20 protein-coding genes and 1 tRNA gene are annotated in these 24,334 nt (G+C 39.3%); 18 read left to right on the forward strand and 3 right to left on the reverse strand.

Translation table 11 applies throughout. The features are described 5' to 3' along the window. The first annotated feature begins 1 nt into the window (after nucleotide 1). The 12 genes from tuf to ACINWC743_RS03830 all read left to right on the forward strand — a co-directional run bounded on the left by tuf (nucleotide 2) and on the right by ACINWC743_RS03830 (nucleotide 16,381). Nucleotides 2-1,192 (forward strand): elongation factor Tu, encoded by a 1,191-nt coding sequence (tuf, locus tag ACINWC743_RS03775; protein ID WP_004718491.1) that lies wholly within the window; start codon nucleotides 2-4, stop codon nucleotides 1,190-1,192. Between the two features lie 51 nt (nucleotides 1,193-1,243). Further along, nucleotides 1,244-1,319 (forward strand) — tRNA-Trp (locus tag ACINWC743_RS03780). A 74-nt stretch (nucleotides 1,320-1,393) separates the two neighbouring features. Beyond that, nucleotides 1,394-1,834 carry a preprotein translocase subunit SecE gene (secE, locus tag ACINWC743_RS03785; protein WP_004826233.1) on the forward strand — a complete coding sequence of 147 codons (441 nt, stop codon included), beginning with the start codon at nucleotides 1,394-1,396 and terminating at the stop codon, nucleotides 1,832-1,834. A 7-nt stretch (nucleotides 1,835-1,841) separates the two neighbouring features. After that, on the forward strand, nucleotides 1,842-2,375 hold the full coding sequence (gene nusG, locus ACINWC743_RS03790) for a transcription termination/antitermination protein NusG (protein WP_004718486.1): 534 nt from the start codon (nucleotides 1,842-1,844) through the stop codon (nucleotides 2,373-2,375). Nucleotides 2,376-2,492: 117 nt separating this feature from the next. Then, on the forward strand, nucleotides 2,493-2,921 hold the full coding sequence (gene rplK / locus ACINWC743_RS03795) for a 50S ribosomal protein L11 (protein ID WP_001074682.1): 429 nt from the start codon (nucleotides 2,493-2,495) through the stop codon (nucleotides 2,919-2,921). A gap of 3 nt (nucleotides 2,922-2,924) precedes the next feature. Further along, a complete protein-coding gene (gene rplA, locus ACINWC743_RS03800) occupies nucleotides 2,925-3,620 on the forward strand; it encodes a 50S ribosomal protein L1 (protein ID WP_004826236.1) in 696 nt (231 codons plus the stop codon). Nucleotides 3,621-3,983: 363 nt separating this feature from the next. After that, entirely contained in the window at nucleotides 3,984-4,490 is a 507-nt protein-coding gene (rplJ, locus tag ACINWC743_RS03805; RefSeq protein WP_004826238.1) for a 50S ribosomal protein L10, read from the forward strand. 48 nt (nucleotides 4,491-4,538) lie between these two features. Continuing rightward, the gene (gene rplL / locus ACINWC743_RS03810; protein ID WP_004826239.1) at nucleotides 4,539-4,910 is read left to right on the forward strand and encodes a 50S ribosomal protein L7/L12; all 372 of its coding nucleotides are present in this window, start codon (nucleotides 4,539-4,541) and stop codon (nucleotides 4,908-4,910) included. 307 nt (nucleotides 4,911-5,217) lie between these two features. Further along, nucleotides 5,218-9,306, forward strand: a complete 4,089-nt coding sequence (gene rpoB / locus ACINWC743_RS03815) for a DNA-directed RNA polymerase subunit beta (protein ID WP_004826241.1) — start codon at nucleotides 5,218-5,220, stop codon at nucleotides 9,304-9,306. Nucleotides 9,307-9,448: 142 nt separating this feature from the next. Next, nucleotides 9,449-13,642 carry a DNA-directed RNA polymerase subunit beta' gene (rpoC, locus tag ACINWC743_RS03820; RefSeq protein ID WP_004826243.1) on the forward strand — a complete coding sequence of 1,398 codons (4,194 nt, stop codon included), beginning with the start codon at nucleotides 9,449-9,451 and terminating at the stop codon, nucleotides 13,640-13,642. Nucleotides 13,643-13,734: 92 nt separating this feature from the next. Continuing rightward, nucleotides 13,735-15,738 carry a tetratricopeptide repeat protein gene (locus ACINWC743_RS03825; RefSeq protein ID WP_009584448.1) on the forward strand — a complete coding sequence of 668 codons (2,004 nt, stop codon included), beginning with the start codon at nucleotides 13,735-13,737 and terminating at the stop codon, nucleotides 15,736-15,738. Nucleotides 15,739-15,823: 85 nt separating this feature from the next. Next, the gene (locus ACINWC743_RS03830) at nucleotides 15,824-16,381 is read left to right on the forward strand and encodes a hypothetical protein (protein WP_009584435.1); all 558 of its coding nucleotides are present in this window, start codon (nucleotides 15,824-15,826) and stop codon (nucleotides 16,379-16,381) included. An 87-nt stretch (nucleotides 16,382-16,468) separates the two neighbouring features. Here the strand turns inward: ACINWC743_RS03830 and ACINWC743_RS03835 are convergent, their stop codons facing one another. Beyond that, on the reverse strand, nucleotides 16,469-17,833 hold the full coding sequence (locus tag ACINWC743_RS03835; protein ID WP_009584433.1) for an amino acid permease: 1,365 nt from the start codon (nucleotides 17,831-17,833) through the stop codon (nucleotides 16,469-16,471). A 266-nt stretch (nucleotides 17,834-18,099) separates the two neighbouring features. Between ACINWC743_RS03835 and ACINWC743_RS03840 the strand changes: the two genes are divergently transcribed. Continuing rightward, the gene (locus tag ACINWC743_RS03840; RefSeq protein WP_009584442.1) at nucleotides 18,100-18,456 is read left to right on the forward strand and encodes a hypothetical protein; all 357 of its coding nucleotides are present in this window, start codon (nucleotides 18,100-18,102) and stop codon (nucleotides 18,454-18,456) included. A gap of 137 nt (nucleotides 18,457-18,593) precedes the next feature. On the opposite strand, the gene ACINWC743_RS03845 is transcribed toward ACINWC743_RS03840, so the two are convergent. Further along, nucleotides 18,594-19,082: a PaaI family thioesterase gene (locus ACINWC743_RS03845; RefSeq protein ID WP_005035285.1), complete on the reverse strand. Its 489-nt coding sequence runs from the start codon at nucleotides 19,080-19,082 to the stop codon at nucleotides 18,594-18,596. A gap of 120 nt (nucleotides 19,083-19,202) precedes the next feature. Between ACINWC743_RS03845 and ACINWC743_RS03850 the strand changes: the two genes are divergently transcribed. From ACINWC743_RS03850 to ACINWC743_RS03860, 3 genes are all read left to right on the forward strand, one after another. Then, nucleotides 19,203-20,072 carry an alpha/beta fold hydrolase gene (locus tag ACINWC743_RS03850; RefSeq protein ID WP_009584456.1) on the forward strand — a complete coding sequence of 290 codons (870 nt, stop codon included), beginning with the start codon at nucleotides 19,203-19,205 and terminating at the stop codon, nucleotides 20,070-20,072. A 130-nt stretch (nucleotides 20,073-20,202) separates the two neighbouring features. Continuing rightward, complete coding sequence (locus ACINWC743_RS03855) at nucleotides 20,203-21,618, forward strand: Na+/H+ antiporter family protein (protein ID WP_009584463.1); 1,416 nt, start codon at nucleotides 20,203-20,205, stop codon at nucleotides 21,616-21,618. A gap of 317 nt (nucleotides 21,619-21,935) precedes the next feature. Further along, on the forward strand, nucleotides 21,936-22,331 hold the full coding sequence (locus ACINWC743_RS03860; protein ID WP_009584457.1) for a hypothetical protein: 396 nt from the start codon (nucleotides 21,936-21,938) through the stop codon (nucleotides 22,329-22,331). A 77-nt stretch (nucleotides 22,332-22,408) separates the two neighbouring features. On the opposite strand, the gene ACINWC743_RS03865 is transcribed toward ACINWC743_RS03860, so the two are convergent. Beyond that, on the reverse strand, nucleotides 22,409-22,612 hold the full coding sequence (locus tag ACINWC743_RS03865; protein ID WP_227510919.1) for a hypothetical protein: 204 nt from the start codon (nucleotides 22,610-22,612) through the stop codon (nucleotides 22,409-22,411). A gap of 594 nt (nucleotides 22,613-23,206) precedes the next feature. On the opposite strand from ACINWC743_RS03865, the gene ACINWC743_RS03870 reads away from it, so the two are divergent. Beyond that, nucleotides 23,207-23,818: an OmpW/AlkL family protein gene (locus ACINWC743_RS03870; RefSeq protein WP_009584462.1), complete on the forward strand. Its 612-nt coding sequence runs from the start codon at nucleotides 23,207-23,209 to the stop codon at nucleotides 23,816-23,818. A 161-nt stretch (nucleotides 23,819-23,979) separates the two neighbouring features. Then, complete coding sequence (locus ACINWC743_RS03875; RefSeq protein ID WP_009584443.1) at nucleotides 23,980-24,321, forward strand: lysozyme inhibitor LprI family protein; 342 nt, start codon at nucleotides 23,980-23,982, stop codon at nucleotides 24,319-24,321. Nucleotides 24,322-24,334 lie beyond the last annotated feature (13 nt).

Below are 24,334 nucleotides of genomic sequence, written 5' to 3' on the forward strand. Positions count from 1 at the left end.
AATGGCTAAGGCTAAGTTTGAACGTAATAAGCCACACGTAAACGTGGGTACAATTGGTCACGTTGACCATGGTAAAACAACTTTAACTGCTGCAATTGCAACTATCTGTGCAAAAACTTACGGCGGTGAAGCTAAAGACTACGCAGCAATCGACTCTGCACCAGAAGAAAAAGCACGTGGTATTACAATTAATACTTCACACGTAGAATACGATTCTCCAATCCGTCACTACGCTCACGTAGACTGCCCAGGACACGCCGATTATGTTAAAAACATGATCACTGGTGCTGCTCAGATGGACGGTGCGATCCTTGTATGTGCTGCGACTGATGGTCCAATGCCACAAACTCGTGAACACATCCTTCTTTCTCGCCAAGTAGGTGTACCTTATATTCTTGTATTCCTTAACAAGTGTGACCTTGTTGATGATGAAGAATTGCTTGAATTAGTAGAAATGGAAGTTCGTGAACTTCTTTCTACTTATGACTTCCCAGGTGATGACACTCCAATCATCCGTGGTTCAGCACTTGCTGCACTTAATGGTGATGCTGGTCAGTATGGCGAATCTGCAGTTCTTGCACTTGTTGAAGCGCTTGACTCTTATATCCCAGAACCAGAGCGTGCAATCGACAAAGCATTCTTGATGCCAATCGAAGACGTATTCTCAATCTCTGGTCGTGGTACAGTGGTAACAGGTCGTGTAGAATCTGGTATCGTTAAAGTAGGCGAAGAAGTTGAAATCGTTGGTATTAAAGATACAGTTAAAACAACTGTAACTGGCGTAGAAATGTTCCGTAAACTTCTAGACGAAGGTCGTGCTGGCGAGAACTGTGGTGTACTTTTACGTGGTACTAAGCGTGAAGATGTACAACGTGGTCAAGTACTTGCTAAACCAGGTACAATCAAGCCGCACACTAAATTCGACGCAGAAGTATATGTACTTTCTAAAGAAGAAGGTGGTCGTCATACTCCGTTCCTTAACGGTTACCGTCCACAGTTCTACTTCCGTACAACTGACGTAACTGGTGCAATCCAATTACAAGACGGCGTTGAAATGGTAATGCCAGGCGACAACGTTGAAATGTCAGTAGAATTGATCCACCCAATCGCAATGGACCCAGGTCTACGTTTTGCGATCCGTGAAGGTGGTCGTACAGTTGGTGCTGGTGTAGTTGCTAAAGTAACTGCATAATCGCTAAAATGTTTATTCTTATCGAGAGTTTCGGCTCTCGGTTTGCTTATTAGGTCAGTAGTTCAATTGGTAGAGCGTCGGTCTCCAAAACCGAATGTTGGGGGTTCGAGTCCCTCCTGACCTGCCAGTTTTTAAATAAAAAACTTGATGTCGGCTAAACTGGTCATATAATAAGTCGCGAAACCTACGACGAGTACAAAAATGTCGAACGATAAATCACGTGACGCAACAGGCGGCGCGGCAATTCCTCAAAGCAACAATTCAGCTGAAATGGTGAAGACAAGTTCTCCATTTGATTTTATTTTGTGGATCATTGCATTGGCTTTATTTGGCTGTGCTTTGATGACAAATCAATATCTTCCAGCGTATTGGGCACCAGCAAATAGTATCTGGGTGCGTATTGGGGTAATTATAGCTTGTATCATCGTAGCTTTAGGTTTATTATACGCCACCCATCAAGGCAAAGGCTTTGTTCGTTTGCTTAAAGATTCGCGTATCGAATTGCGTCGAGTCACTTGGCCTACGAAACATGAAACAGTAACCACTTCATGGCAGGTTCTCCTCGTTGTTGTAGTTGCCGCAATTATTTTGTGGTGTTTTGACTATATCATCGGTTGGTTTATGAAGTTTATTATCGGGTAAGAGAGCTATGAAACGTTGGTACATTATTCATGCCTATTCAGGCTATGAAAAACAAGTGATGCGTTCACTTAATGATCGAATCCAGCGTAGCGCTGTTGCTGATAGTTTTGGTGAAGTCCTTGTTCCTACCGAAGAAGTGGTGGAAATGAAGGATGGTAAGAAACGTAAATCAGAGCGTAAATTCTTTCCAGGCTATGTATTAGTTGAAATGGAAATGAATGATGAAACTTGGCACATTGTTAAAGAATGTCCAAAAGTATTGGGTTTCATTGGTGGTACAGCTGAAAAACCAGCACCAATTACGCAAAAAGAAGCTGATGCGATTCTTGCACGTGTGCACAACAAAGGTGAGGCACCTCGTCCTAAGACGATGTTCGAGCCGGGTGAAGAATTACTTGTTACTGACGGTCCATTCACAGACTTTAAAGGTGTGGTGGAAGAAGTTCAGTACGAAAAATCACGTTTAACGTTGACGATTAACGTATTTAATCGACCAACTCAAGTTGAATTGGAATTTCGCCAAGTCGAAAAAACAATTTAATTTGAATTGTTCAAAAGCGCCCGATTTGTTATGGATCGGGCATTGTTGTTGTAACGGTATCGTTACTTGAAAACTTGGGGAGCTCTAAAAGGCGTTTGTACCCAGAGGTAATTTGAAATGGCTAAGAAGATTGACGGCTATATCAAGCTGCAAGTTCCAGCTGGTAAAGCGAATCCATCTCCACCAATCGGTCCTGCACTAGGTCAACGTGGTGTGAACATCATGGCATTCTGTAAAGAATTCAATGCTGCTACACAAAAAGTTGAACCAGGTCTTCCAATTCCTGTAGTGATCACTGTGTACAACGATAAGTCGTTCACATTCATCATGAAAACTCCACCTGCATCTATTCTTCTTAAGAAAGCTGCTGGTATTCAAAAGGGTTCATCTGTACCAAACAAAACTAAAGTTGGTAAGTTGACTCGTGCTCAATTAGAAGAAATTGCGACTACTAAAGAACCAGATTTAACTGGTGCTGATCTAGACGCACGTGTACGTACCATTGCTGGTTCTGCGCGTTCTATGGGCTTGGAAGTGGAGCTATAAGACATGGCAAAGTTAACTAAACGTCAAAAAGCCATTGCTGCTGCTGTAGAAGCAAACAAAGTTTATACTTTGGAAGAAGCGGTACAAGTTCTTAGCAGCCTTCCTGCTGCAAAATTCAAAGAATCTTTGGATGTTGCGGTAAACCTAGGTGTTGATCCTCGTAAATCTGACCAAGTTGTTCGTGGCGCGACTACACTTCCTGCAGGTACTGGTAAAACTGTACGTGTAGCTGTGTTTGCTCAAGGCGCTGCTGCTGAAGCTGCTAAAGCTGAAGGCGCGGACGTTGTTGGTTTTGATGATCTTGCTGAAAGCATTCAAGCAGGTAACTTAGACTTTGATGTTGTGATTGCTGCTCCAGATGCAATGCGCGTTGTAGGTAAGTTAGGTACGATCCTTGGTCCACGTGGCTTAATGCCAAACCCTAAAGTGGGTACAGTAACTCCTGACGTTGCAACTGCAGTTAAAAATGCAAAAGCAGGTCAAGCACGTTACCGTGTTGACAAAGCGGGTATCATCCACGCTGCGATCGGTCAAGTAGGTTTTACTGCTGAAGCTGTTCGTTCAAACGTTGAAGCACTTATTGCTGACCTTAAGAAAGCAAAACCTGCGACTTCTAAAGGTATCTACATCCAAAAGATCACTTTGAGCTCAACTATGGGTCCTGGTCTTGTTGTAGACGTACAGAACGTTACTAAATAATTATTTTATAGATAATTATTTGCAATAAAAGAATTTTAAAGTCCTGAGTGAAGTTTAAAACATGGTTTTTAAACTTTGCGCAAAATGAGGAAAGCTTCATTCGAGGTTTTTCTCATCTTGTGAGTTGGCAAGGTTTACTTGCTGATGGGTTCTCAGGCGGACTTTGAATTGATAGATGTAAGTTTATCAGCGTCAAAGACCTCAGGCGAGGCAGGTCTCAGGATTTGCTTCTTAAAATACCAGTCTGAGTAGACGCGGTGGTGTGATTGATTCCTCCTCCGCGTGTAAGTTGAGAAATTGACTTGCGAATTGGGAGTGCAGTCCATTTGTGGATTGCATAAATCACCGTTAGGAGGTTTTACAATGGCTCTTCTTATCGAAGACAAAAAACAGATCGTTGCTGAAGTAAATGAAGTTGCTTCTGTAGCGTTTGCTGCTGTTGTTGCTGACTACCAAGGTTTAACAGTAGAACAATTGACTACACTTCGCGTAGAAGCTCGTAAGTTAGGTGTTAAAACACGTATCGTGCGTAACACTTTGGCTAAGCGTGCACTTGAAGGTACTCAATTCTCTATTTTAGATGAGAACCTTGTTGGTCCAACTATTCTAGCTTTTTCAACTTCTGAAGACGACATGGGCGCAGCTGCTCGCTTGTTTGAAGATTTTGCTAAAACTAACAAAGCATTTGAACTTAAAGCTGCTGCATTTGATGGCAAAGTTTATCAAGGTGCAGATGTTAGCGTTATCGCAAATCTTCCAAACCAAGAAAAAGCACTTACTATGCTTGCCAATGTTCTTCAAGCTCCTATTTCGAAATTGGGTCGCCTTATTACAGCACTCAAAGAGAAAAACGAGTCAGAAGCAGCTTAAGCTTAAAAATTTTCACACACCATTCAATATCCATTTGGAGTTATTCTCATGGCTTTAACTAACGAAGAAATCTTAAACGCAGTTGCTGAAAAAACTGTTCTTGAACTTGTTGAACTTATTTCTGCTTTCGAAGAAAAATTCAACGTATCTGCAGCTGCTGTAGCTGTAGCAGCTGCTCCAGGTGCTGGCGCTGCTGCTGCTGAAGAGCAATCTGAATTCAACGTTGAGTTGACTTCTTTCGGTGCTAACAAAGTTGCTGTAATTAAAGCAGTTCGTGAAGCTACTGGTCTTGGTCTTAAAGAAGCTAAAGATCTTGTTGAAGGCGCTCCTTCAGTTGTTAAAGAAGCGGTTTCTAAAGAAGAAGGCGAAGAACTTAAGAAGAAACTTGAAGAAGCTGGTGCTACAGTTACACTTAAGTAATCTTAAGGGGAGTCGATTTTTTTATAATCGGCTCCACAAATTGGCTGATGGCTCTTGGGTCATCAGCCTTTTTGCGTTACAATAATCGGCTCGATTTTAGATTGATTGATATAAAAATCATCAATTTTTAAAATAAATAAACATAATCAAACGCTTACCAATATTTTTCAATTTTAAAAATATTGTTAAGCGTTTTGTACCACTGAAATTTGCAGCATTTGTATAAAAGTGGTGGTCATATCGACCTGCGTAATTCCTTCTAAGTTCGTTCTGCAGGCGGGCTTAGTTTACTTTCCGAGGACTCCAGATGGCATACTCATATACCGAAAAGAAACGGATCCGTAAGAATTTTGGTAAATTGCCCCAAGTCATGCATGCTCCGTACTTGCTCGCGATTCAAGTCGACTCGTACAGAACATTCTTGCAAGATGGCAAAACTCCAAAAAATCGCGAAGATATCGGTCTCCAAGCTGCATTTCGTTCAGTTTTTCCTATTGAAAGTTATTCGGGCAATGCTGCTTTAGAATTCGTTGAGTATAGTCTTGGTAAACCAGAGTTTGATGTTCGCGAGTGTATTCTTCGCGGTTCAACCTTTGCGGCACCAATGCGCGTTAAAATTCGTTTGATCATCAAAGATCGTGAAACGAAATCTATCAAAGACGTACGTGAACAAGAAGTGTACATGGGTGAAATGCCACTCATGACTGAGAATGGTACTTTTGTAATCAATGGTACTGAGCGTGTAATCGTATCTCAATTACACCGTTCTCCAGGCGTCTTCTTTGATCACGATAAGGGTAAAACTCATTCAAGTGGTAAAGTGCTTTATTCAGCACGTATCATTCCTTACCGTGGGTCATGGTTGGATTTTGAATTTGATGCTAAAGACTTAGTATTTGTTCGTATTGACCGTCGTCGTAAATTGTTGGCGACTGTTATTCTACGTGCATTGAACTATAGCAATGAACAAATTCTCAATATGTTCTATGAGAAAGTACCTGTATATCTTGATATGGGTAGCTATCAGATTGACCTTGTTCCAGAACGCCTTCGCGGTGAAATGGCGCAGTTCGATATTGCAGACAATGACGGTAAAGTGATTGTTGAACAAGGTAAACGTATCAATGCACGTCATGTGCGTCAAATGGAAGCTGCGGGTTTAACTAAACTTTCTGTTCCTGATGAATACTTGTATGAGCGTATTACAGCTGAAGATATTACTTTACGTGATGGTGAAGTGATTGCTGCCAATACCATTTTAAGCCATGAAGTATTGGTTAAAATCGCTGAAGGTGGTGTTAAACAATTTAACATCTTGTTCACCAATGATATCGATCGTGGTTCGTTTGTTGCAGATACATTACGTGCAGATACGACAACAGGTCGTGAAGAAGCACTTGTAGAAATCTACAAAGTCATGCGTCCAGGTGAGCCACCAACAAAAGAAGCGGCTGAAAACTTATTCAATAACTTATTCTTCTCTACAGAGCGTTATGACTTGTCTCCTGTAGGTCGTATGAAGTTTAACCGTCGTTTGGGTCGTCCTTATGAAGTCGGTACAGATCAGAAGTCTCGTGAAGTAGAAGGTATTCTTTCTAACGATGACATCATTGATGTATTGAAAACATTGGTAGAAATCCGTAACGGTAAAGGTGAAGTCGACGATATCGATCACTTAGGTAACCGTCGTGTACGTTCTGTTGGTGAAATGACAGAAAACCAATTCCGTGTTGGTCTAGTTCGTGTTGAACGTGCTGTAAAAGAGCGTTTAAACCAAGCTGAAACAGATAACTTGTCTCCACAAGATTTGATCAATGCGAAACCAGTTGCAGCTGCAATCAAAGAATTCTTTGGTTCAAGCCAATTGTCTCAGTTTATGGATCAAAACAATCCATTGTCTGAAATTACGCACAAACGTCGTGTTTCAGCGCTTGGTCCTGGTGGTTTGACACGTGAACGCGCAGGCTTTGAGGTACGTGACGTACATCAAACTCACTATGGTCGTGTATGTCCAATTGAGACACCTGAAGGTCCAAACATTGGTTTGATCAACTCACTTTCTGTATATGCAAAAGCCAACAACTTCGGTTTCTTGGAAACTCCATACCGTAAAGTGGTTGATGGTCGTGTAACGGATGATGTTGAGTATTTATCTGCGATTGAAGAAGTAGGCACTGTAATTGCACAAGCCGATTCTGGTGTAGATAAAGACGGTCACTTGACTGAAGAATTCGTTTCTGTACGTCATCAAGGTGAATTCGTTCGTATGCCTCCTGAAAAAGTGACGCATATGGATGTATCTGCTCAGCAGGTTGTTTCTGTTGCTGCATCACTTATTCCATTCCTTGAACACGATGATGCGAACCGTGCATTAATGGGTTCAAACATGCAACGTCAGGCTGTTCCTACATTGCTTGCTGACAAGCCACTTGTTGGTACAGGTATGGAAGCAAACGTAGCGCATGACTCTGGTGTGTGTGTGATCGCAAAACGTGGCGGACGTATTGAGTTCGTTGATGCTTCTCGTGTTGTTATTCGTGTGAACGAAGATGAAATGATCGCGGGTGAAGCAGGTGTAGACATCTACAACTTGATCAAATACACACGTTCAAACCAAAACACTTGTATCAACCAAAAAGTTCTTGTGAGCTTGGGCGATAAAGTAGGTCGTGGTGACGTTCTTGCTGATGGTCCATCGACTGACGGTGGTGAATTAGCGCTTGGTCAAAACATGCGTGTCGCGTTCATGACGTGGAACGGTTATAACTACGAAGACTCGATCTTATTATCTGAGCGTGTACTTCAAGAAGATCGTTTGACTTCGATTCACATCCAAGAGTTGTCATGTGTAGCGCGTGATACCAAGTTAGGTGCAGAAGAAATTACTGCAGATATTCCTAACGTGGGTGAAGCAGCTTTATCTAAACTTGATGAATCAGGTATTGTTTATATCGGTGCTGAAGTTTCAGCAGGTGACATCCTTGTTGGTAAGGTAACGCCTAAAGGTGAAACACAATTAACACCTGAAGAAAAATTACTTCGTGCAATTTTCGGTGAAAAAGCTGCGGATGTAAAAGACTCTTCTTTACGTGTTTCTTCAAGCGTAAAAGGTACAGTGATTGACGTTCAAGTGTTTACACGTGACGGTATCGAGAAAGATGAGCGTGCTCAAGCAATTGAAAAAGCGCAACTTGATGCTTACCGTAAAGACTTGAAAGAAGAATTCAAAATCTTCGAAGAAGCTGCTCGTGAACGTATTGTGCGTTTATTGAAAGGTCAAGAGTCAAATGGTGGTGGTACAACGAAACGTGGTGACAAGCTAACTGAAGACGTATTGTCTAACTTAGAGCTTGTTGATCTGTTAGAAGTTCAACCAGCAGACGAAGGTATTGCTGAGCGTTTAACGCAGATTCAAGTGTTCTTGAAAGAGAAGAGCCACGAGATCGATGAGAAGTTTGCTGAGAAAAAACGTAAACTTTCAACGGGCGATGAACTGACAACTGGTGTGTTGAAAGTTGTTAAAGTTTATCTTGCTGTTAAACGTCGTATCCAGCCTGGTGATAAGATGGCGGGTCGTCACGGTAACAAGGGTGTTGTATCAAACATCTTACCAGTTGAAGATATGCCACATGACATCCATGGTGTTCCAGTTGATGTGGTACTTAACCCACTCGGTGTACCATCACGTATGAACGTGGGTCAGATTCTTGAAACTCACTTGGGTATGGCAGCGAAAGGTCTTGGCGATAAGATCGACAAGATGATGAAAGAGCAACGTACTGTTCTTGAACTTCGTGAATTCTTAGACAAGATTTATAACAAAGTTGGTGGCGAGCAAGAAGATCTTGATAGCTTGACCGATGAAGAAATCTTGGTGTTATCAGGTAACTTGCGTAAAGGTGTTCCTTTAGCTACACCAGTATTTGATGGTGCAGAAGAAGGACAAATCAAAGAGTTACTTGAACTTGGTGGTATCTCACGTACAGGTCAAACAGTATTGTATGATGGACGTACAGGTGAGCGTTTTGACCGCCCAGTAACAGTAGGTTATATGTACATGCTCAAGTTGAACCACTTGGTTGACGACAAAATGCATGCACGTTCTACTGGTTCTTACTCACTCGTGACTCAACAACCGCTTGGTGGTAAAGCACAATTCGGTGGTCAGCGTTTCGGTGAGATGGAAGTTTGGGCACTTGAGGCTTATGGTGCTGCTTATACACTTCAAGAAATGTTAACTGTGAAATCGGATGACGTTGAAGGTCGTACTCGCATCTATAAGAACATTGTAGATGGTAACCATTATATGGATCCGGGTATGCCTGAATCGTTCAACGTATTGACCAAAGAGATCCGTTCTTTAGGTATCAACATTGAACTGAAAAATGGTGACTAAATCCCCCTTGATCCCCCTTTGTTAAAGGGGGGATTTCCCTTCTTTTTAAAGAGGGGTAGGGGAGATTCCAAATCTCAGTGAAAAAACAATATTTGTGACCCAGCCGTAGAGAAAATGCCTCTTCGGCACACGGAGAAAAAAATTGAAAGACTTGCTCGATATCATGCGCAAAAAGACGGACTCAGACGGTCATGCTCCAGTAGAGTTTGATCGCATCCGTATTGGTCTTGCGTCACCAGAAATGATTAAGTCATGGTCTCACGGTGAAGTTAAAAAGCCAGAAACCATTAACTATCGTACGTTTAAGCCAGAACGTGATGGTTTATTCTGTGCCAAAATCTTTGGTCCAGTAAAAGATTACGAATGCTTGTGCGGTAAATACAAGCGTATGAAATACAAAGGCGTCATTTGTGAAAAATGTGGCGTTGAAGTAACAACTGCGAAAGTTCGTCGTGAGCGTATGGGTCACATCGAATTGGCTTCTCCTGTTGCTCATATTTGGTTCTTGAAATCATTACCAAGCCGTATCGGTTTACTTCTTGATATGACTTTGCGTGATATCGAACGTGTATTGTATTTCGAATCTTATGTGGTGACTGATCCAGGCATGACGCCAATGGAGAAGTACCAACTTCTTAATGATGAAGAATACTTTACTGCGTTAGAAGAACACGGTGATGAATTCAGCGCTAAAATGGGCGCTGAAGCAGTTCAAGACTTGTTGAAAGATATCGATCTTGAAGCTGAAATTTCTCGTTTACGTGAAGAAATTCCAAACACAACTTCAGAAACTAAGCTTAAAAAAGCGTCTAAACGTTTGAAGTTGATGGAAGCGTTCAAAGAGTCAAACAACAAGCCAGAATGGATGGTGATGAATGTACTTCCAGTACTTCCACCTGATCTTCGTCCGTTAGTACCGCTTGAAGGTGGTCGTTTTGCGACTTCTGACTTGAACGATCTTTACCGTCGTGTGATTAACCGTAACAACCGTTTAAAACGTCTTCTTGACCTTGCTGCGCCAGACATTATCGTACGTAACGAAAAACGTATGTTACAAGAGTCTGTCGATGCATTGTTAGACAACGGTCGTCGTGGTCGTGCGATTACAGGTTCGAACAAACGTCCGCTTAAATCTTTGGCTGATATGATCAAAGGTAAACAAGGTCGTTTCCGTCAAAACTTACTTGGTAAGCGTGTTGACTATTCAGGTCGTTCGGTGATTACCGTAGGTCCATCATTACGTTTGCACCAATGTGGTCTTCCAAAGAAAATGGCACTTGAATTATTCAAGCCATTCATTTTTGCGAAATTACAAGCTTCAGGTCAAGCAACAACCATTAAAGCTGCGAAGAAAATGGTTGAGCGTGAAACACCAGAAGTATGGGACGTTCTTGCATCTGTAATTCGTCAGCATCCTGTTATGTTGAACCGTGCGCCAACACTTCACCGTTTAGGTCTTCAAGCGTTTGAACCTATCTTGATTGAAGGTAAAGCGATTCGTTTACACCCACTCGTATGTGCTGCGTTTAACGCCGACTTCGATGGTGACCAAATGGCGGTTCACGTACCATTAACACTTGAAGCTCAGTTAGAAGCTCGTGCGTTAATGATGTCGACAAATAACATCTTGTCACCTGCAAATGGTGAGCCAATCATCGTACCTTCTCAGGACGTTGTATTGGGTCTTTACTACATCACACGTGATGCAGTAAACGCCAAAGGTGAAGGCATGGTGTTTGCGGACACACATGAAGTAAACCGTGCACTTGCGACAGGTCAAGTCGATTTGCATGCTCGTGTAAAAGCGCGTGTACACCAAACAGTGATTGATGACAACGGTAACCGTGAACATCAAACTATTGTTGTAGATACAACACCGGGTCGTTGCTTACTTTGGGAAGTTGTTCCTGAAGGTATGGATTTCCAACAAATCAACGTAGAGATGACCAAGAAAAACATCTCTAAATTGATTAACTCTTGCTACCGTAAATTAGGTTTGAAAGATACTGTTATCTTTGCTGACCAATTGATGTACTTGGGCTTCCGTCAAGCAACACGTTCAGGTGTTTCTGTGGGTATGGAAGACATGTTGATTCCACCACAAAAACAAGCAATTATTGAAAAAGCTGAAGTTGAAGTTCGTGAAATTGAACAACAATTCGAGCAAGGTTTCGTAACTGCTGGTGAGCGTTATAACAAAGTTGTCGACATTTGGGCGCGTACCAACGACCAAGTTGCAAAAGCGATGATGGATAACTTGTCATTCACAACTGTTAAAAACAAACAGGGTGAAGATGAGAAGCAAAAATCATTCAACAGTATCTACATGATGTCTGACTCTGGTGCCCGTGGTTCGGCAGCTCAGATTCGTCAGCTTGCAGGTATGCGTGGTTTGATGGCTAAACCAGATGGTTCGATCATTGAAACACCGATTAAAGCAAACTTCCGTGAAGGTTTGACAGTACTTCAGTACTTCATTTCAACACACGGTGCGCGTAAAGGTTTGGCAGATACAGCACTTAAAACTGCGAACTCAGGTTACTTAACACGTCGTCTTGTTGACGTAGCACAAGATTTGGTCATTACTGAGCCAGATTGTGGTACTTATGACGGTCTTGTAATGACTCCATTCATTCAAGGTGGCGATGTCATCGAGAACTTAGGTGCTCGAGTATTGGGTCGTGTACTTGCTGAAGATGTCAAGAAACCAGGTACAGATGATGTCCTTCTTCCACGTAACACATTGATCGACGAGAAACTTGCAACGTTCCTTGAAGATAACGGTGTTGACGAAGTTAAAGTACGTTCAGTTGTAAACTGTGCTTCAACATTCGGTGTATGTGCGAAATGTTATGGTCGTGACTTGGCTCGCGGTCACTTGGTGAATCCAGGTGAATCTGTTGGGGTTATGGCTGCACAATCAATTGGTGAACCTGGTACACAGTTAACCATGCGTACATTCCACGTGGGTGGTGCTGCAAGCCGAACTTCTGCTGCAAACAGTGTTCAAGTACGTAACAAAGGTACAGTTCGTTTCCATAACGTTAAAACTGTTCAACATGCCAAAGGTCATTTGGTATCTGTTTCACGTTCAGGTGAAATCGGTATTGCGGATGACTTAGGTCGTGAGCGTGAACGTTATAAACTTCCATACGGTGCGTCTATCTTAATCAAAGATGGTCAACCTGTAGAAGGCGGCGGTATTGTTGCAACTTGGGATCCGCATACACATCCATTGGTAACAGAAGTTGCTGGTAAAGCACGTTTCAGCCAAATTGCTGATGGTGTAACTGCAACATCGAAAACTGATGATGCAACAGGTATGACGACTGTTGAAATCTTACCTGTAACAGCTCGTCCTGCTTCTGGTAAAGATTTACGTCCTGCAATCGTGTTGGATACAACCGATGGCGGCGAACAGTTCTACTTCTTGCCACAAAATACAATCGTGACTGTTCGTGATGGCGAAACGATTGGTGTGGGTGATGTCATTGGTCGTGTACCACAAGAAACTTCACGTACTCGTGATATTACCGGTGGTCTGCCACGTGTAGCTGACTTGTTTGAAGCACGTAAGCCGAAAGAGCATGCGATCCTTGCTGAAATTTCAGGTGTTGTAAGCTTTGGTAAAGAAACCAAAGGTAAGAACCGCTTAGTGATTACACCAGATGATGGCTCTGAAATTTATGAAGAGTTGATTCCTAAATGGCGTACCATTAACGTGTTTGAAGGTGAGCATGTGAACCGTGGTGAAACCATTTCTGATGGTCCACAGAACCCACATGACATCTTACGTTTGAAAGGTGAAGTTGCATTAACCAACTACATCGTGAACGAAGTTCAAGACGTTTACCGCTTACAAGGTGTAAAAATCAACGATAAGCATATCGAAGTGATCGTGCGCCAAATGTTGCGTAAAGTTGACATTACTGATGGCGGCGATACAAGCTTCATCAAAGGCGAACAAGTGGATTACATCCGCGTTGTGGGCGAAAACCAAGCGGTATTGGCTCAGAACAAGTTCCCTGCGAAGTATGAACGTCAATTGATGGGTATTACCAAAGCATCGCTTTCTACTGACTCGTTCATCTCTGCTGCATCGTTCCAGGAAACCACACGTGTGTTAACTGAAGCGGCTGTAACAGGTAAAGAAGATGATTTACGTGGCTTGAAAGAAAACGTTGTTGTAGGTCGCTTGATTCCAGCAGGTACTGGTCTTGCATACCACTTAGAACGTCGTCGTCAAGAAGCAGAAGCTGCTGAGCATGAGCTTGTAAATGACTTCTCCGAAGTTGATCAAGCATTCTCTCAGGCTTTAAACGAAGATTCTTTCTAAGTTAAACAGCTTTTGAAATGAAGAAGACGCCTTAGGGCGTCTTTTTTTGTATACTTCTTTTTAAATGAAATAGTTATTTTAAGAAGGGAAAGATGAATTTAGAAGAAGCAAATAATTTTTTTAAACAAGCATTGGAAGCAAAGCAAAATAATCGGATCGACAAGGCAATAGAATTGCTTTCTCAAATAAAAAAATCTTCTGATGATTTAAAAAAAGTTTACGCTAGAGCACAATTTAATTTGGGTTTTTTACTTAAAAAACAAAATAGGCTTGTAGAAGCAGAAGAAGCATATAAAAATGTTTTAAGAGAAGATCAAGCAGAGTTATATGCAAGTGCTCAGTTGAATTTGGGTATTTTAATAAAAAAGCAAGAAAGATTTTCAGAAGCAGAGCAAGCATATAAAAATGTTTTAAGAGAAGATCGAGCTGATGCATATGCAAATGCTCAATTAAATTTAGGTTTATTATTTAATAGTCAAAAACGTATAGAAGAAGCAGAGCGAGCATATAAAAATGTTTTAAGAGAAGATCAAGTTGAAGCATATTCAGCTGCCCAATTAAATTTAGGTATATTGTTGTATAATTTAAAAAGTTTTAAAGAAGCCGAAGAGGCTTACAAAAATGTAAAACATATTGATTCAGCAGAGAATTATGCCTACTCTCAATTAAGGTTAGGTTTTTTATATTATGAACAAAATAAGATTGAATTATCTAAGAAATATTTTAGTAAAGCAAAAAGAATAGATTCTGGCTTAGCGTATGCATATGCACAATACGGTTTATGGATAATTACAAAAAATGTAATTTATTTAAAGCATATTAATTTAATTGATAATAAAAAACGATACTATACAGCCCAATTTAAATTAGGAGAGATAGAATATTCTTCTGATAAACCACGATTAGATAATATTTTGGATTATTGGAATAATATTTCTGAAAATTCTGAATGGTATTCTAAAATATACTATAAAAAATATTTAATAAACAAAATTATAAACATTCAAAAAGATTTGTCTACAAAGCTGGTTGAGATATTTAAAAAAGTTGACTCTTTATTAAACTATTTAATTATAAAAAATGAAAATGAAGATTTAATTGCTCATTATACTTCGCCTTCTGTTGCAAAGTTATTAATAGCTAATAATATTTGCGGTCATTATAATAGTTCAAGAATGAGATTAAATACGATTGATTTGATGAATGATCCTACTGAAGGGGAAATATTAAATAGTTTTCTAAGTATTTCTTCTGATTTGATAACAACAAATGATCAAGCTTTTATGGGTTGTTTTACATTACATCACGATTCATTAAATCAGTTCCGACTATATGGTAAAGAAGACCAAAAGGAAGGAAGTGGTTTGAGTCTAATTTTAACAGAACAGTTTTTTGAGCAAGAAAATAGCTTTTCAAATATCCGACTCCAAAACACTAATAACTCCATTTCTGAAATCATTGCGTTTGGTGAAGTTGAAAAGAATAATAGAAATATTGAAACTAGTTCTGTAGATGAAAGTTCGAATAGTAAAGTTATAGAAAAGCTACCATTATATCGCTGTATTTATATTGATCCAGATTCTAAATTAATCGAAATTTCACATCGAGAAGAATGGACCTTTTGTAGAGAAGCGAAAAGCTCAAAGAGCGATAAATGGGAAAAATATTTAAAAGATATTAAAAAATTACGTGATCAAGTACGAGAAGAGTTTCAAAATTTGGAAAATTTGATAAAACCTTTGTATCAAAAAATTTCTGAGAATATAAAGAAATACACTAATGAAGCTGAACTTTTAGCAGAAATTTTATTACCACTTAGATTTTTAGTTAAACATATGGCTTTTAAAGAAGAACAAGAGTGTCGAGTTGTGTATGTAACCCAATGGGATGATCATTTTGTTCAGTATGATGAGAATCTTAAACGCTTTTATATAGATTATGGTCAAGATGTTGTTACCCATTTGAAGAAAATTTATTTAGGACCCCATGCTCTTCGTGAAAAAAATATGTTCGAGTATTTATGTTCACATGCAAAACAAAATAATAGAACAGAGCATGAAGTGAAGATAAAAACTTCGCATAATCCGCTAAGATAAGTCGTTAAAAATATCGAAATGAAGAAGACGCCTCAGGGCGTCTTTTTTTATATAATCAAAAAATGGAAATTAAAATCAATCTAGAATGAAAATAAATACTGTAGTGAAGACCTTAACTTTGATGACGATTTGTCCATTATTGTTCATGATGTTGCTGCCTGTACATGCATTAGAACATGGCTGGCAAATTGATATGATGCAATGGATCAATCAATTTTTAAAAATTCAAAGTACCACCACAGGAGAGCTGGAACAATTTAGCCTGTTTGTTAAGACCTACCTGAGCTTGCTGTGTCCACTGTGGGCGTTACTGATTATTTATGCGATAGATAAAGACGATAAAGTTGAGCAACCTAAACTCAATCAGTTTAAACCTTTAGATGCGGTGATCATTTTTGCTTGTTTCTCATTTTGCATTGGCTTTGCAACGATACTGAGCCTATGGCATTTAAATCCTTCATTGGTGTCTATCCGTGTTAAAAACAGTTATTTATTTAGAATTTTGTATGAGTACAAATTGGGAATTATTTTGGCTGAACTGTTTTACTTTGGCATTTTACTTTTAGCACTAACCGCTATTTTAGGCGTTATCTTTGCCATCATCATCAATATCAAACAACGATTAATGTACAAGTCGGAATGATAAATTTTAATAAATCGCAGAACTAAGGAAACAAAAAAAACCGCTGGAATTCAGCGGTTTTAAGTTCAGTGAAACCCAAATTTTTATTTATGAAGATCGTGGTTTCACCCAGAGTTGATAAGCAACAGCCAATAAGGCAAGCCAAATCGCCCCAACATAAAGTGCAGGACGTGAGGCTGGAAAATAACCAATCATGGCAATGACAAAGACCATAAATGCTGTGGCTAAAATCGGTGCAACAGGCCATCCAACTACAGGGAAATCGAGCTTTTTAATTTCTTCAGCACTGAGTTTTTTCCGCATACCAAACTGAGCTAATAGAATCATTAACCACACATAAACAGTTGCAAATGTTGCAATCGAGGCAATGATTTCAAACACATTTTCAGGAATCAGGTAATTTAAGAGTACCCCAACCAAAAGCACGCTTGCCATGACGATTACAGTCATAAACGGTACGCCATTTTTTGATGTTTTGGCAAAACTTGCTGGCGCTTTGCCTTTGATTGCCATGCCATACATCATTCGCCCGGCACCAAAAACATCACTGTTAATTGCAGAAACAGCAGCAGTAATCACCACAATGTTTAGAACGGCAGCTGCTGATTTGATCCCTAGGCTTTCAAATATTTGCACAAATGGACTGCCATGAGAACCGATTTGATTCCAAGGAAAAATCGACATCAGTACAAAAATAGTCAATACATAGAATAGGATGATGCGAAAAGGAACAGCATTGATGGCTTGAGGTATTGCCACTTTAGGATCTTTGGTTTCTCCAGCAGTCACACCAATGATTTCTATACCACCAAATGCAAATACAACCACAGAAAAGCAGGCAATAAAACCAGCAATACCATTGGGAAAGAAACCACCATGTGTCCAAAGGTTCGATATACCTGAACTAAATTCAGTATGTGGAATATGCAAACCGTAGAGCATGATGCCAAAACCACCCAAAATCATGGCAATAATGGCAGTGACCTTAACGATGGATAACCAAAATTCCAACTCACCATAGACTTTGACATGGATCAGGTTAATCGCACCCAAAAAGAAAATTAAAGACAGAATCCAAACCCAACGTGCAACATCGGGAAACCAAAAACCCATGTAAATTCCAAAGGCAGTGACATCGGCGATCGCAACAATGACCATCTCAAAGACATAGGTCCAACCTGTGGTAAAACCTGCAAATGGACTGATATATTCAGAAGCGTAATGACTAAAAGAATCTGAAACAGGATTATGGACAGCCATTTCACCTAGTGCACGCATCACAATATAAATTGCAATGCCTGCAATCATATAAGCCAGTAGTACAGATGGACCTGCTTGCTGTATAGCCGAGGCTGAACCGTAGAATAAACCTGTGCCAATAGCAGAACCTAAAGCAAGGAAACGGATGTGGCGGGTATTGAGTCCCCGTTTTAAAGTGGAAGTTTGTGACATGATAAGCTCCAGTCTTAGCTATAGTTTATAGGAGCTTGATAACGAGTTCATGCTTTTATCCGTAAAATAAGCAATTTACCTTCCATGAATGCACCATGTGTAGCGATTGGATCAAAGCTTAAGTCATTGCCGAGTGTTAAACAAAGTTACAAATGGATGCAATAAAGCAATCATTTCCTCACGAATTTATCTTTACTTTCCATGAGATAATTTCAAGTGGAAAAGCTGTTTGATTGACTTTTTGTAATAACAGAAGGAATAAGAGCATGAAAAAGCAAATAATGACCATAATGTGTGTGGCTTTACCTATCGTGATGCTGACAGGTTGTGAAAACATGTCTGCAAATGATAAGCGTATCGGTTCCGCAGCGCTTGGTGGTGCTGTTGGTGGTGGCTTAGGTAATCATGCAGGTAATGGTATTGGTGCGGCTGTCGGTGCTGGTGGTGGCGCGGCTGTAGGAAGCAAGGCAAGTAATGGTTCAAATCGCAACGCAACTTATAGTGGTGTTGGTGCAGGTATTGGTTCAGTGATTGGTAAAGGTATTCTAGGTGGTGACGCTGGTGCTGCGATTGGCGGTGCAATCGGTGGTGGCGCAGGTGCAGCCATTGAGCAAAACAAATAAGTCACTCAATGAACGATAAAAACGCTATGGTGTATTGATTCAGCATAGCGTTTTTTTATTTCTATCGTTTATATTTAACTTATTTAGTAGACCATTAAACAGGTTTAAACGATATTGAAGATCATGCACTAAAGTCATTAACGTTTTAACGGATGTGGATTCTTACGACGGATATAAACGGTTTTTTGTACTTCAGCAATTCGTAACCCTGAATCATCAAAAATATTTAATGTGTAGTTACGATACACAGGCTTATAGTTCTGTGCCAAATCTTTAACATGTTCGATTTCAGCAGCATCCAATCGAATATCGGCATAAACCGTACTGCGTCCGGGTGATAGAAAATTAATGCTCGCAGCTTTGTCCCACACCATGTATTTAGGACCAAGGTGATGCATCAAAAGAAGCATATAAAATGGGTCGACCATCGAATATAAACTGCCACCAAAGTGAACCCCAACAATGTTTTGATTGTTGCGTGTCAGTGGCATTTTGACCCGAATATGATAGTTTTTCAGATCAATTTTTTCGATTTCAATTCCTGCACCTTTGTATGGAGAAAAATGATTCAACATAAATCTAGATACAAATGGAATTGTCTGTAGTTTCTTGATTAGCGCATTCATGGTCAATTCTAGTTATCTATTTTTCAACCATAATAAAGAACTCAAGGCAAAGTGGCATTGATCGAAATGCCCTCTAGAGCGAAATCATAGCCAATGGTGAAAACAATAAAAGGTGACTCAATGCAAGCGCAAACTTATTGGATATCGACACAGGATAAGCAAAAACTTTATGCAAAAACATGGGGGAATGCTGAAAACCCCGCGTTGGTCTTGGTGCATGGTTATCCTGATAATCAGGAAGTTTGGGAACCGATTATAGCGCAATTGATTTCACAATTTTATATTGTGACCTATGATGTTCGTGGTGCAGGGCAATCCTCTATTCCAAAACGTATTCGTGATTATGCTTTACCGCGGTTATCGCTAGATTTGGAATGTGTGGTCAATGAATTACTGCCCGAACGTCAGTTTCATTTAGCTGCCCATGACTGGGGGTCAATTCAATCTTGGGAGTCGGTTACTGAAACAAAGTTTAAAAATCGTATTTTGTCTTATACCACCATGTCGGGACCATGTTTAGATCATGCCGCATTTTGGATGCGTGAGCAGTTTTTACATGAAAAACCTAAATTTTTTAAACAATTATTGAAATCTTGGTACATTGTTGCTTTTCAACTTCCGATTCTTGCACCTACCGTCTGGCATTTTTTCAGTCCACAGCGTTGGGGTGCAATTTTAGCGCAATTGGAGAAGACGAAAGATCTACCTTTAAACTCAAATATTGCGAAAGATGGTGAACATGGTATTGGGTTATATCGCGCTAATTTTTTACCACGTTTAGCACGTCCACGTCAGCGTTTTGCGATCTGCCCTGTGCAAGCAGTGGTTCTTTTAAAAGATAAATTTGTCAGTCCTGCGTTGATTGATGAAGTGCCAAAGTGGGCAACTGAATTTGAACGTGTTGAGGTTAATGCAAATCACTGGGCGGTACTGAGTCGACCTCAAGAAATTGCACAATATATTCAAGAATTTGCACTGAAAAATAATTAAAAGCTGATACCCTGAATCGAGGTGATCAATACTGGTTACCTCGTTATTTCACCATCAATTGGATGAATTTACAGCTTCGCTGATATGAATCTGATAAAATATCGCCTTTCAAATTTTCGTAAATTTTTCTATGAATGCTGTCGTTATTGCGATTGCCGTGATGTTTATTTTATCACTGGCACGAGTTTCTGTTGTTTTAACATTGGTCATTTCAGCAATTATAGGTGGTTTGGTCGCTGGTTTAAGCTTAGCTGACACTGTTCAAGCATTTAATGCGGGCTTGGGTGATGGTGCTGAAGTGGCATTGGCATACGCTGTATTAGGTGCTTTTGCTTTGGCATTGTCCAAGTCAGGATTACCTGATTTATTGGCATACAAGTTAATTGGTCTGTTGGGGATGGAAGCGACTCAAAAACAAGCAACAAAAGTAAAATTTTTACTGTTGGGAATTTTGTTGATTGCCGCTATTTGTTCGCAAAACTTGATTCCTGTCCATATTGCTTTTATTCCAGTACTGGTTCCACCATTATTAAAAGTAATGAACCATTTAAAACTTGATCGCCGTGCGGCAGCATGTGTCCTGACATTAGGGTTAGTTGGAACTTACATTTTCCTTCCTGTTGGTTTTGGTGCGATTTTCTTAGAGCAAATTTTGATGGGTAACATCAATAAAATCGGAGCAGCATATCAACTTCATGTAGAACGAAGCATGATGCCTATCGGGATGGCAATTCCTGTGCTTGGTATGGTGATCGGCACTTTGGTTGCAGTATTTATCAGTTACCGTAAACCTCGTCTATATGTTGATCGTGATGTTGCACCCATCACTACCATTGATTTAGACAAACCGCTTCGTGCAGTCAATGTGGAAGAACTCAAAGCAGATGGTATTGCTTTAGAACAGCAAGCCAAACAAGCCCCTGTAATTGCAACGAAAACCATTTTAATGGCTTTGTTGGCAATCGTTTTAACGCTAATCTCGCAACTGTATTCTGGTTCAATGATTCTTGGGGGATTGGTTGGTTTTGCTGTATTGTCTGCGGCAGGAATTTTTAAATGGCAAGAAGCGGATGATGTTTTTGTGCAAGGTATGCGCATGATGGCATTGGTCGGTTTTATCATGATTTCTGCTGCTGGATTTGCCTCAGTTATGACGCATACAGGAGATATCAATCATTTGGTCAATGGTGTGGTACATCTGATCGGTGATAATAAAGCTTTGGCGGCATTTTTGATGCTGTTCATTGGTTTATTTGTGACAATTGGAATCGGTTCATCTTTCTCAAGCGTTCCTGTGCTTGCAGTGATTTATGTGCCATTGTGTGTGCAATTTGGTTTTTCGCCACTGGCAACGGTCGCACTCATCGGTACTGCGGCAGCGCTTGGTGATGCGGGTTCTCCTGCCTCAGACTCTACACTCGGACCTACAGCAGGTTTAGGAGTGGATGGGCAGCATGATCATATTTGGGATACTGTTGTACCTACATTTATCCATTTTAATATTCCTTTATTGGTCTTTGGCTGGATTGCAGCTATGGTTTTATAGAGTGTTATAGCGAATATTTGAGGCTGTTTATGATGCAATCTAAACAGCTTTTTTTATGCTTTTTTGATTCAAAAGAACTATTTTTGTCATGTTAAGTGAGATATCTATCTATGAATAACAGCCGAGTCAACGGTTTCAAAATAAGATGTAGCTCTTGATTAAGTCTAATCAATCATTTCTATGGTATTGTTCGATTCGATAATTTTAAAGATCTGAGCTCATATCGAAGTGGCTTAAAATATACTTTTGTCAGACATCTAATATAAGATTTTCAGATGCCATAAGACATCAATTGTTATCATTGGAAAATCATAAATATGAATATAGAAGAATTAGTTAATTATATTGAAGTAGGTATGACTCAGCCTGTTGTCGTAGATCGAACCTTATTAACAGAGTATGGGCGGTACATAAGGGTTATTGGTTTTTTAAAAGACAATAAAATATTAATATCTTACTATTTTTATGATGGAAGTGATGATGACACTGGTGTGGACATTAAACTTCAATATGAGTCACTCGATACAGCTATACAATCAATTGAGCAATTTCTAGGGCTTTCAATAGATCAGTGGGAAAATTATAATCGAACGGGAAATTATCCAGAGCCTTTAGTGGATTTTGTTGAAGATAAATGGGCTGATTTAATTGCAGGTATTCAACAAGGTACGATGATTCCACAGGGTTATAGTGAAATTTATATGAATTTATAGCTTAGTCTGATTTTTTCTTTAATTTTCAAATCACTTTTAAATTAGATTTTTTGCTGAGTTTTCTATCTTTAAATTTTCTAAAAACTGATATCAATATCAATGTGATCTGCAAGGTTAGACACAATATCCTTACTGGTATTGACTACAATTTTACTCGTTTCAACCACTAGATCGACAAGGTCGATAGGATCCGCAGAATTAATTATATCACTTACAGTGCTAGATTCTTTTTGTTCCGATTGTTCTTGTGACTCTAAATTTTCACTTTCTAAACTATTCATATTTTGTAAAACCATAAAGTAGGTAATTGTGAGACTTTTCAGTAGTTTTCAACACTATTAATGCTTTCAATATGCCTTAGTTATGGAACTGAGGCAATGGGCTTAGATTTTAACTCTTTTAATCGGCGCCAGTGGAATGAGATTGCTCTCAATTTTTGACAGATCAGAATATCATTTTGAGGCAGCATTATCGTTAAGATAGAAAATAAAACGCTACTTATGATAATGATAAGTTCTTTCACTTTTAGCTTTGTATGGAGTGAAAATGAGTCAAATTAAGTTGGTGGATAATTGGTCAGATTGGTTGAGAATGGTTTTTTAATCCGATCAAATACATTTTATATTTTAAATATAACATGTATTTTGTATGTATTATTAATTTATAATAATAAAATAATTATTTTATGAAAAATTGCTCAATAATCTTGATTAATTTGGTTGGTTTTTAAAACCAACTATTTTAATATGATTAAAATAAATTTATTTATATAACAATTACTTAAAAATAAAGATTATTTTTGTATTTAAATAGATGTTGCAAAATAATTAATACCTATGTTTAATGTTAATTAATAACAACGCGGGGTATTTATAATGTTAAAGCAACTTGCTCTTATTACATTAATGGGAATTTCTTCTGCTTCATTTGCAGACTGGCAAGTCAAAGTTGGTGGTTCGGTGATTTCACCTACTCAAGACACCAATGTTGCAGGTGTTGGTACTGTGAAAGCTGATCATGAATATGCTTTTACACCATCTGTAGAATATTTCTTTGGTGAAACACCATTTTCAGCTGAGCTTTTGTTAGCTGCACCGATCAGCCATGATGTAAATTTGGATGGTGAAAAAGCAGTTAAACTTAAACATTTACCACCAACTGTTACTTTTAAATATAACTTTAAAAACTCAACACGTTTTACACCATACATTGGTGTAGGTGGTACAGCATTTGTTGCGTGGGATGAAGAATCAACTGGCGCACTAACTGGCACGAAAGTAAAAGTGAAAGATGACTTTGGTTTTGCTGGTCAAATTGGTTTTAATTTCCAACCAGCCGATGCGAAAAACTGGGGTGTTTTCTTTGATGCACGTTATGCGCAACTTAGCCCAGAAGTGAAAGTGACTGCGGGTGGCGCAACTGCTGCAAAATTTGACTTAGATATTGATCCAGTAATCTATACTTTAGGTTATAGCTATAGATTCTAAGTAGATACATTAAAAAGCTCGGTACATACCGAGCTTTTTATTTTTAAACCGATCATTTTTTGTTTGAAACAAGAAACCATAAAAAATAGTCATTTTTGACTATATAACAATGTACAAAATCAATTTAATCTAAAACTCATCACTTTATTTTTTGAATGAATATGAAATTACGAATTCCAATAATATTTTTACTTAGCAGCGGCATTTCAATTACTCATGCAGCTAGTTTTAACTGTGATCATGCCCAAACCAAAACAGAGCATCGTATCTGCGAACAACGCAGTCTAAATGATGCAGATGTTAAAATGGCGACAACCTACAACATTATCCGAAAATTAGTTCCTATGGGAACACGTGGAGTCATTCAAGACCAACAAGTGAAATGGTTACAACTGCGTAATCAATGTCAGGATAATGTGCGTTGTTTGACCGATGCATATCAAATGCGACAACAAAAGCTTGAGACTTATATGAATCGAGTCTATGAACAGGGTCCATTTTAAAAAAAATTTGGTT

The sequence above is a fragment of the Acinetobacter sp. WC-743 genome, assembly GCF_000335555.1.
GTDB lineage: Bacteria > Pseudomonadota > Gammaproteobacteria > Pseudomonadales > Moraxellaceae > Acinetobacter > Acinetobacter bereziniae.

Bases quoted from the DNA above. Each gene is read 5' to 3' on its own strand.
- ACINWC743_RS03855 (WP_009584463.1), top strand. From the start codon at position 20,203: ATGAATGCTGTCGTTATTGCGATTGCCGTGATGTTTATTTTATCACTG.
- rpoB (WP_004826241.1), top strand. From the start codon at position 5,218: ATGGCATACTCATATACCGAAAAGAAACGGATCCGTAAGAATTTTGGT.
- ACINWC743_RS03860 (WP_009584457.1), top strand. From the start codon at position 21,936: ATGAATATAGAAGAATTAGTTAATTATATTGAAGTAGGTATGACTCAG.
- rplJ (WP_004826238.1), top strand. From the start codon at position 3,984: ATGGCTCTTCTTATCGAAGACAAAAAACAGATCGTTGCTGAAGTAAAT.
- ACINWC743_RS03830 (WP_009584435.1), top strand. From the start codon at position 15,824: ATGAAAATAAATACTGTAGTGAAGACCTTAACTTTGATGACGATTTGT.
- rplL (WP_004826239.1), top strand. From the start codon at position 4,539: ATGGCTTTAACTAACGAAGAAATCTTAAACGCAGTTGCTGAAAAAACT.
- ACINWC743_RS03875 (WP_009584443.1), top strand. From the start codon at position 23,980: ATGAAATTACGAATTCCAATAATATTTTTACTTAGCAGCGGCATTTCA.
- ACINWC743_RS03850 (WP_009584456.1), top strand. From the start codon at position 19,203: ATGCAAGCGCAAACTTATTGGATATCGACACAGGATAAGCAAAAACTT.
- ACINWC743_RS03835 (WP_009584433.1), bottom strand. From the start codon at position 17,833: ATGTCACAAACTTCCACTTTAAAACGGGGACTCAATACCCGCCACATC.
- rplA (WP_004826236.1), top strand. From the start codon at position 2,925: ATGGCAAAGTTAACTAAACGTCAAAAAGCCATTGCTGCTGCTGTAGAA.
- ACINWC743_RS03840 (WP_009584442.1), top strand. From the start codon at position 18,100: ATGAAAAAGCAAATAATGACCATAATGTGTGTGGCTTTACCTATCGTG.
- secE (WP_004826233.1), top strand. From the start codon at position 1,394: ATGTCGAACGATAAATCACGTGACGCAACAGGCGGCGCGGCAATTCCT.
- nusG (WP_004718486.1), top strand. From the start codon at position 1,842: ATGAAACGTTGGTACATTATTCATGCCTATTCAGGCTATGAAAAACAA.
- ACINWC743_RS03865 (WP_227510919.1), bottom strand. From the start codon at position 22,612: ATGAATAGTTTAGAAAGTGAAAATTTAGAGTCACAAGAACAATCGGAA.
- ACINWC743_RS03870 (WP_009584462.1), top strand. From the start codon at position 23,207: ATGTTAAAGCAACTTGCTCTTATTACATTAATGGGAATTTCTTCTGCT.
- rplK (WP_001074682.1), top strand. From the start codon at position 2,493: ATGGCTAAGAAGATTGACGGCTATATCAAGCTGCAAGTTCCAGCTGGT.
- tuf (WP_004718491.1), top strand. From the start codon at position 2: ATGGCTAAGGCTAAGTTTGAACGTAATAAGCCACACGTAAACGTGGGT.
- ACINWC743_RS03825 (WP_009584448.1), top strand. From the start codon at position 13,735: ATGAATTTAGAAGAAGCAAATAATTTTTTTAAACAAGCATTGGAAGCA.
- ACINWC743_RS03845 (WP_005035285.1), bottom strand. From the start codon at position 19,082: ATGAATGCGCTAATCAAGAAACTACAGACAATTCCATTTGTATCTAGA.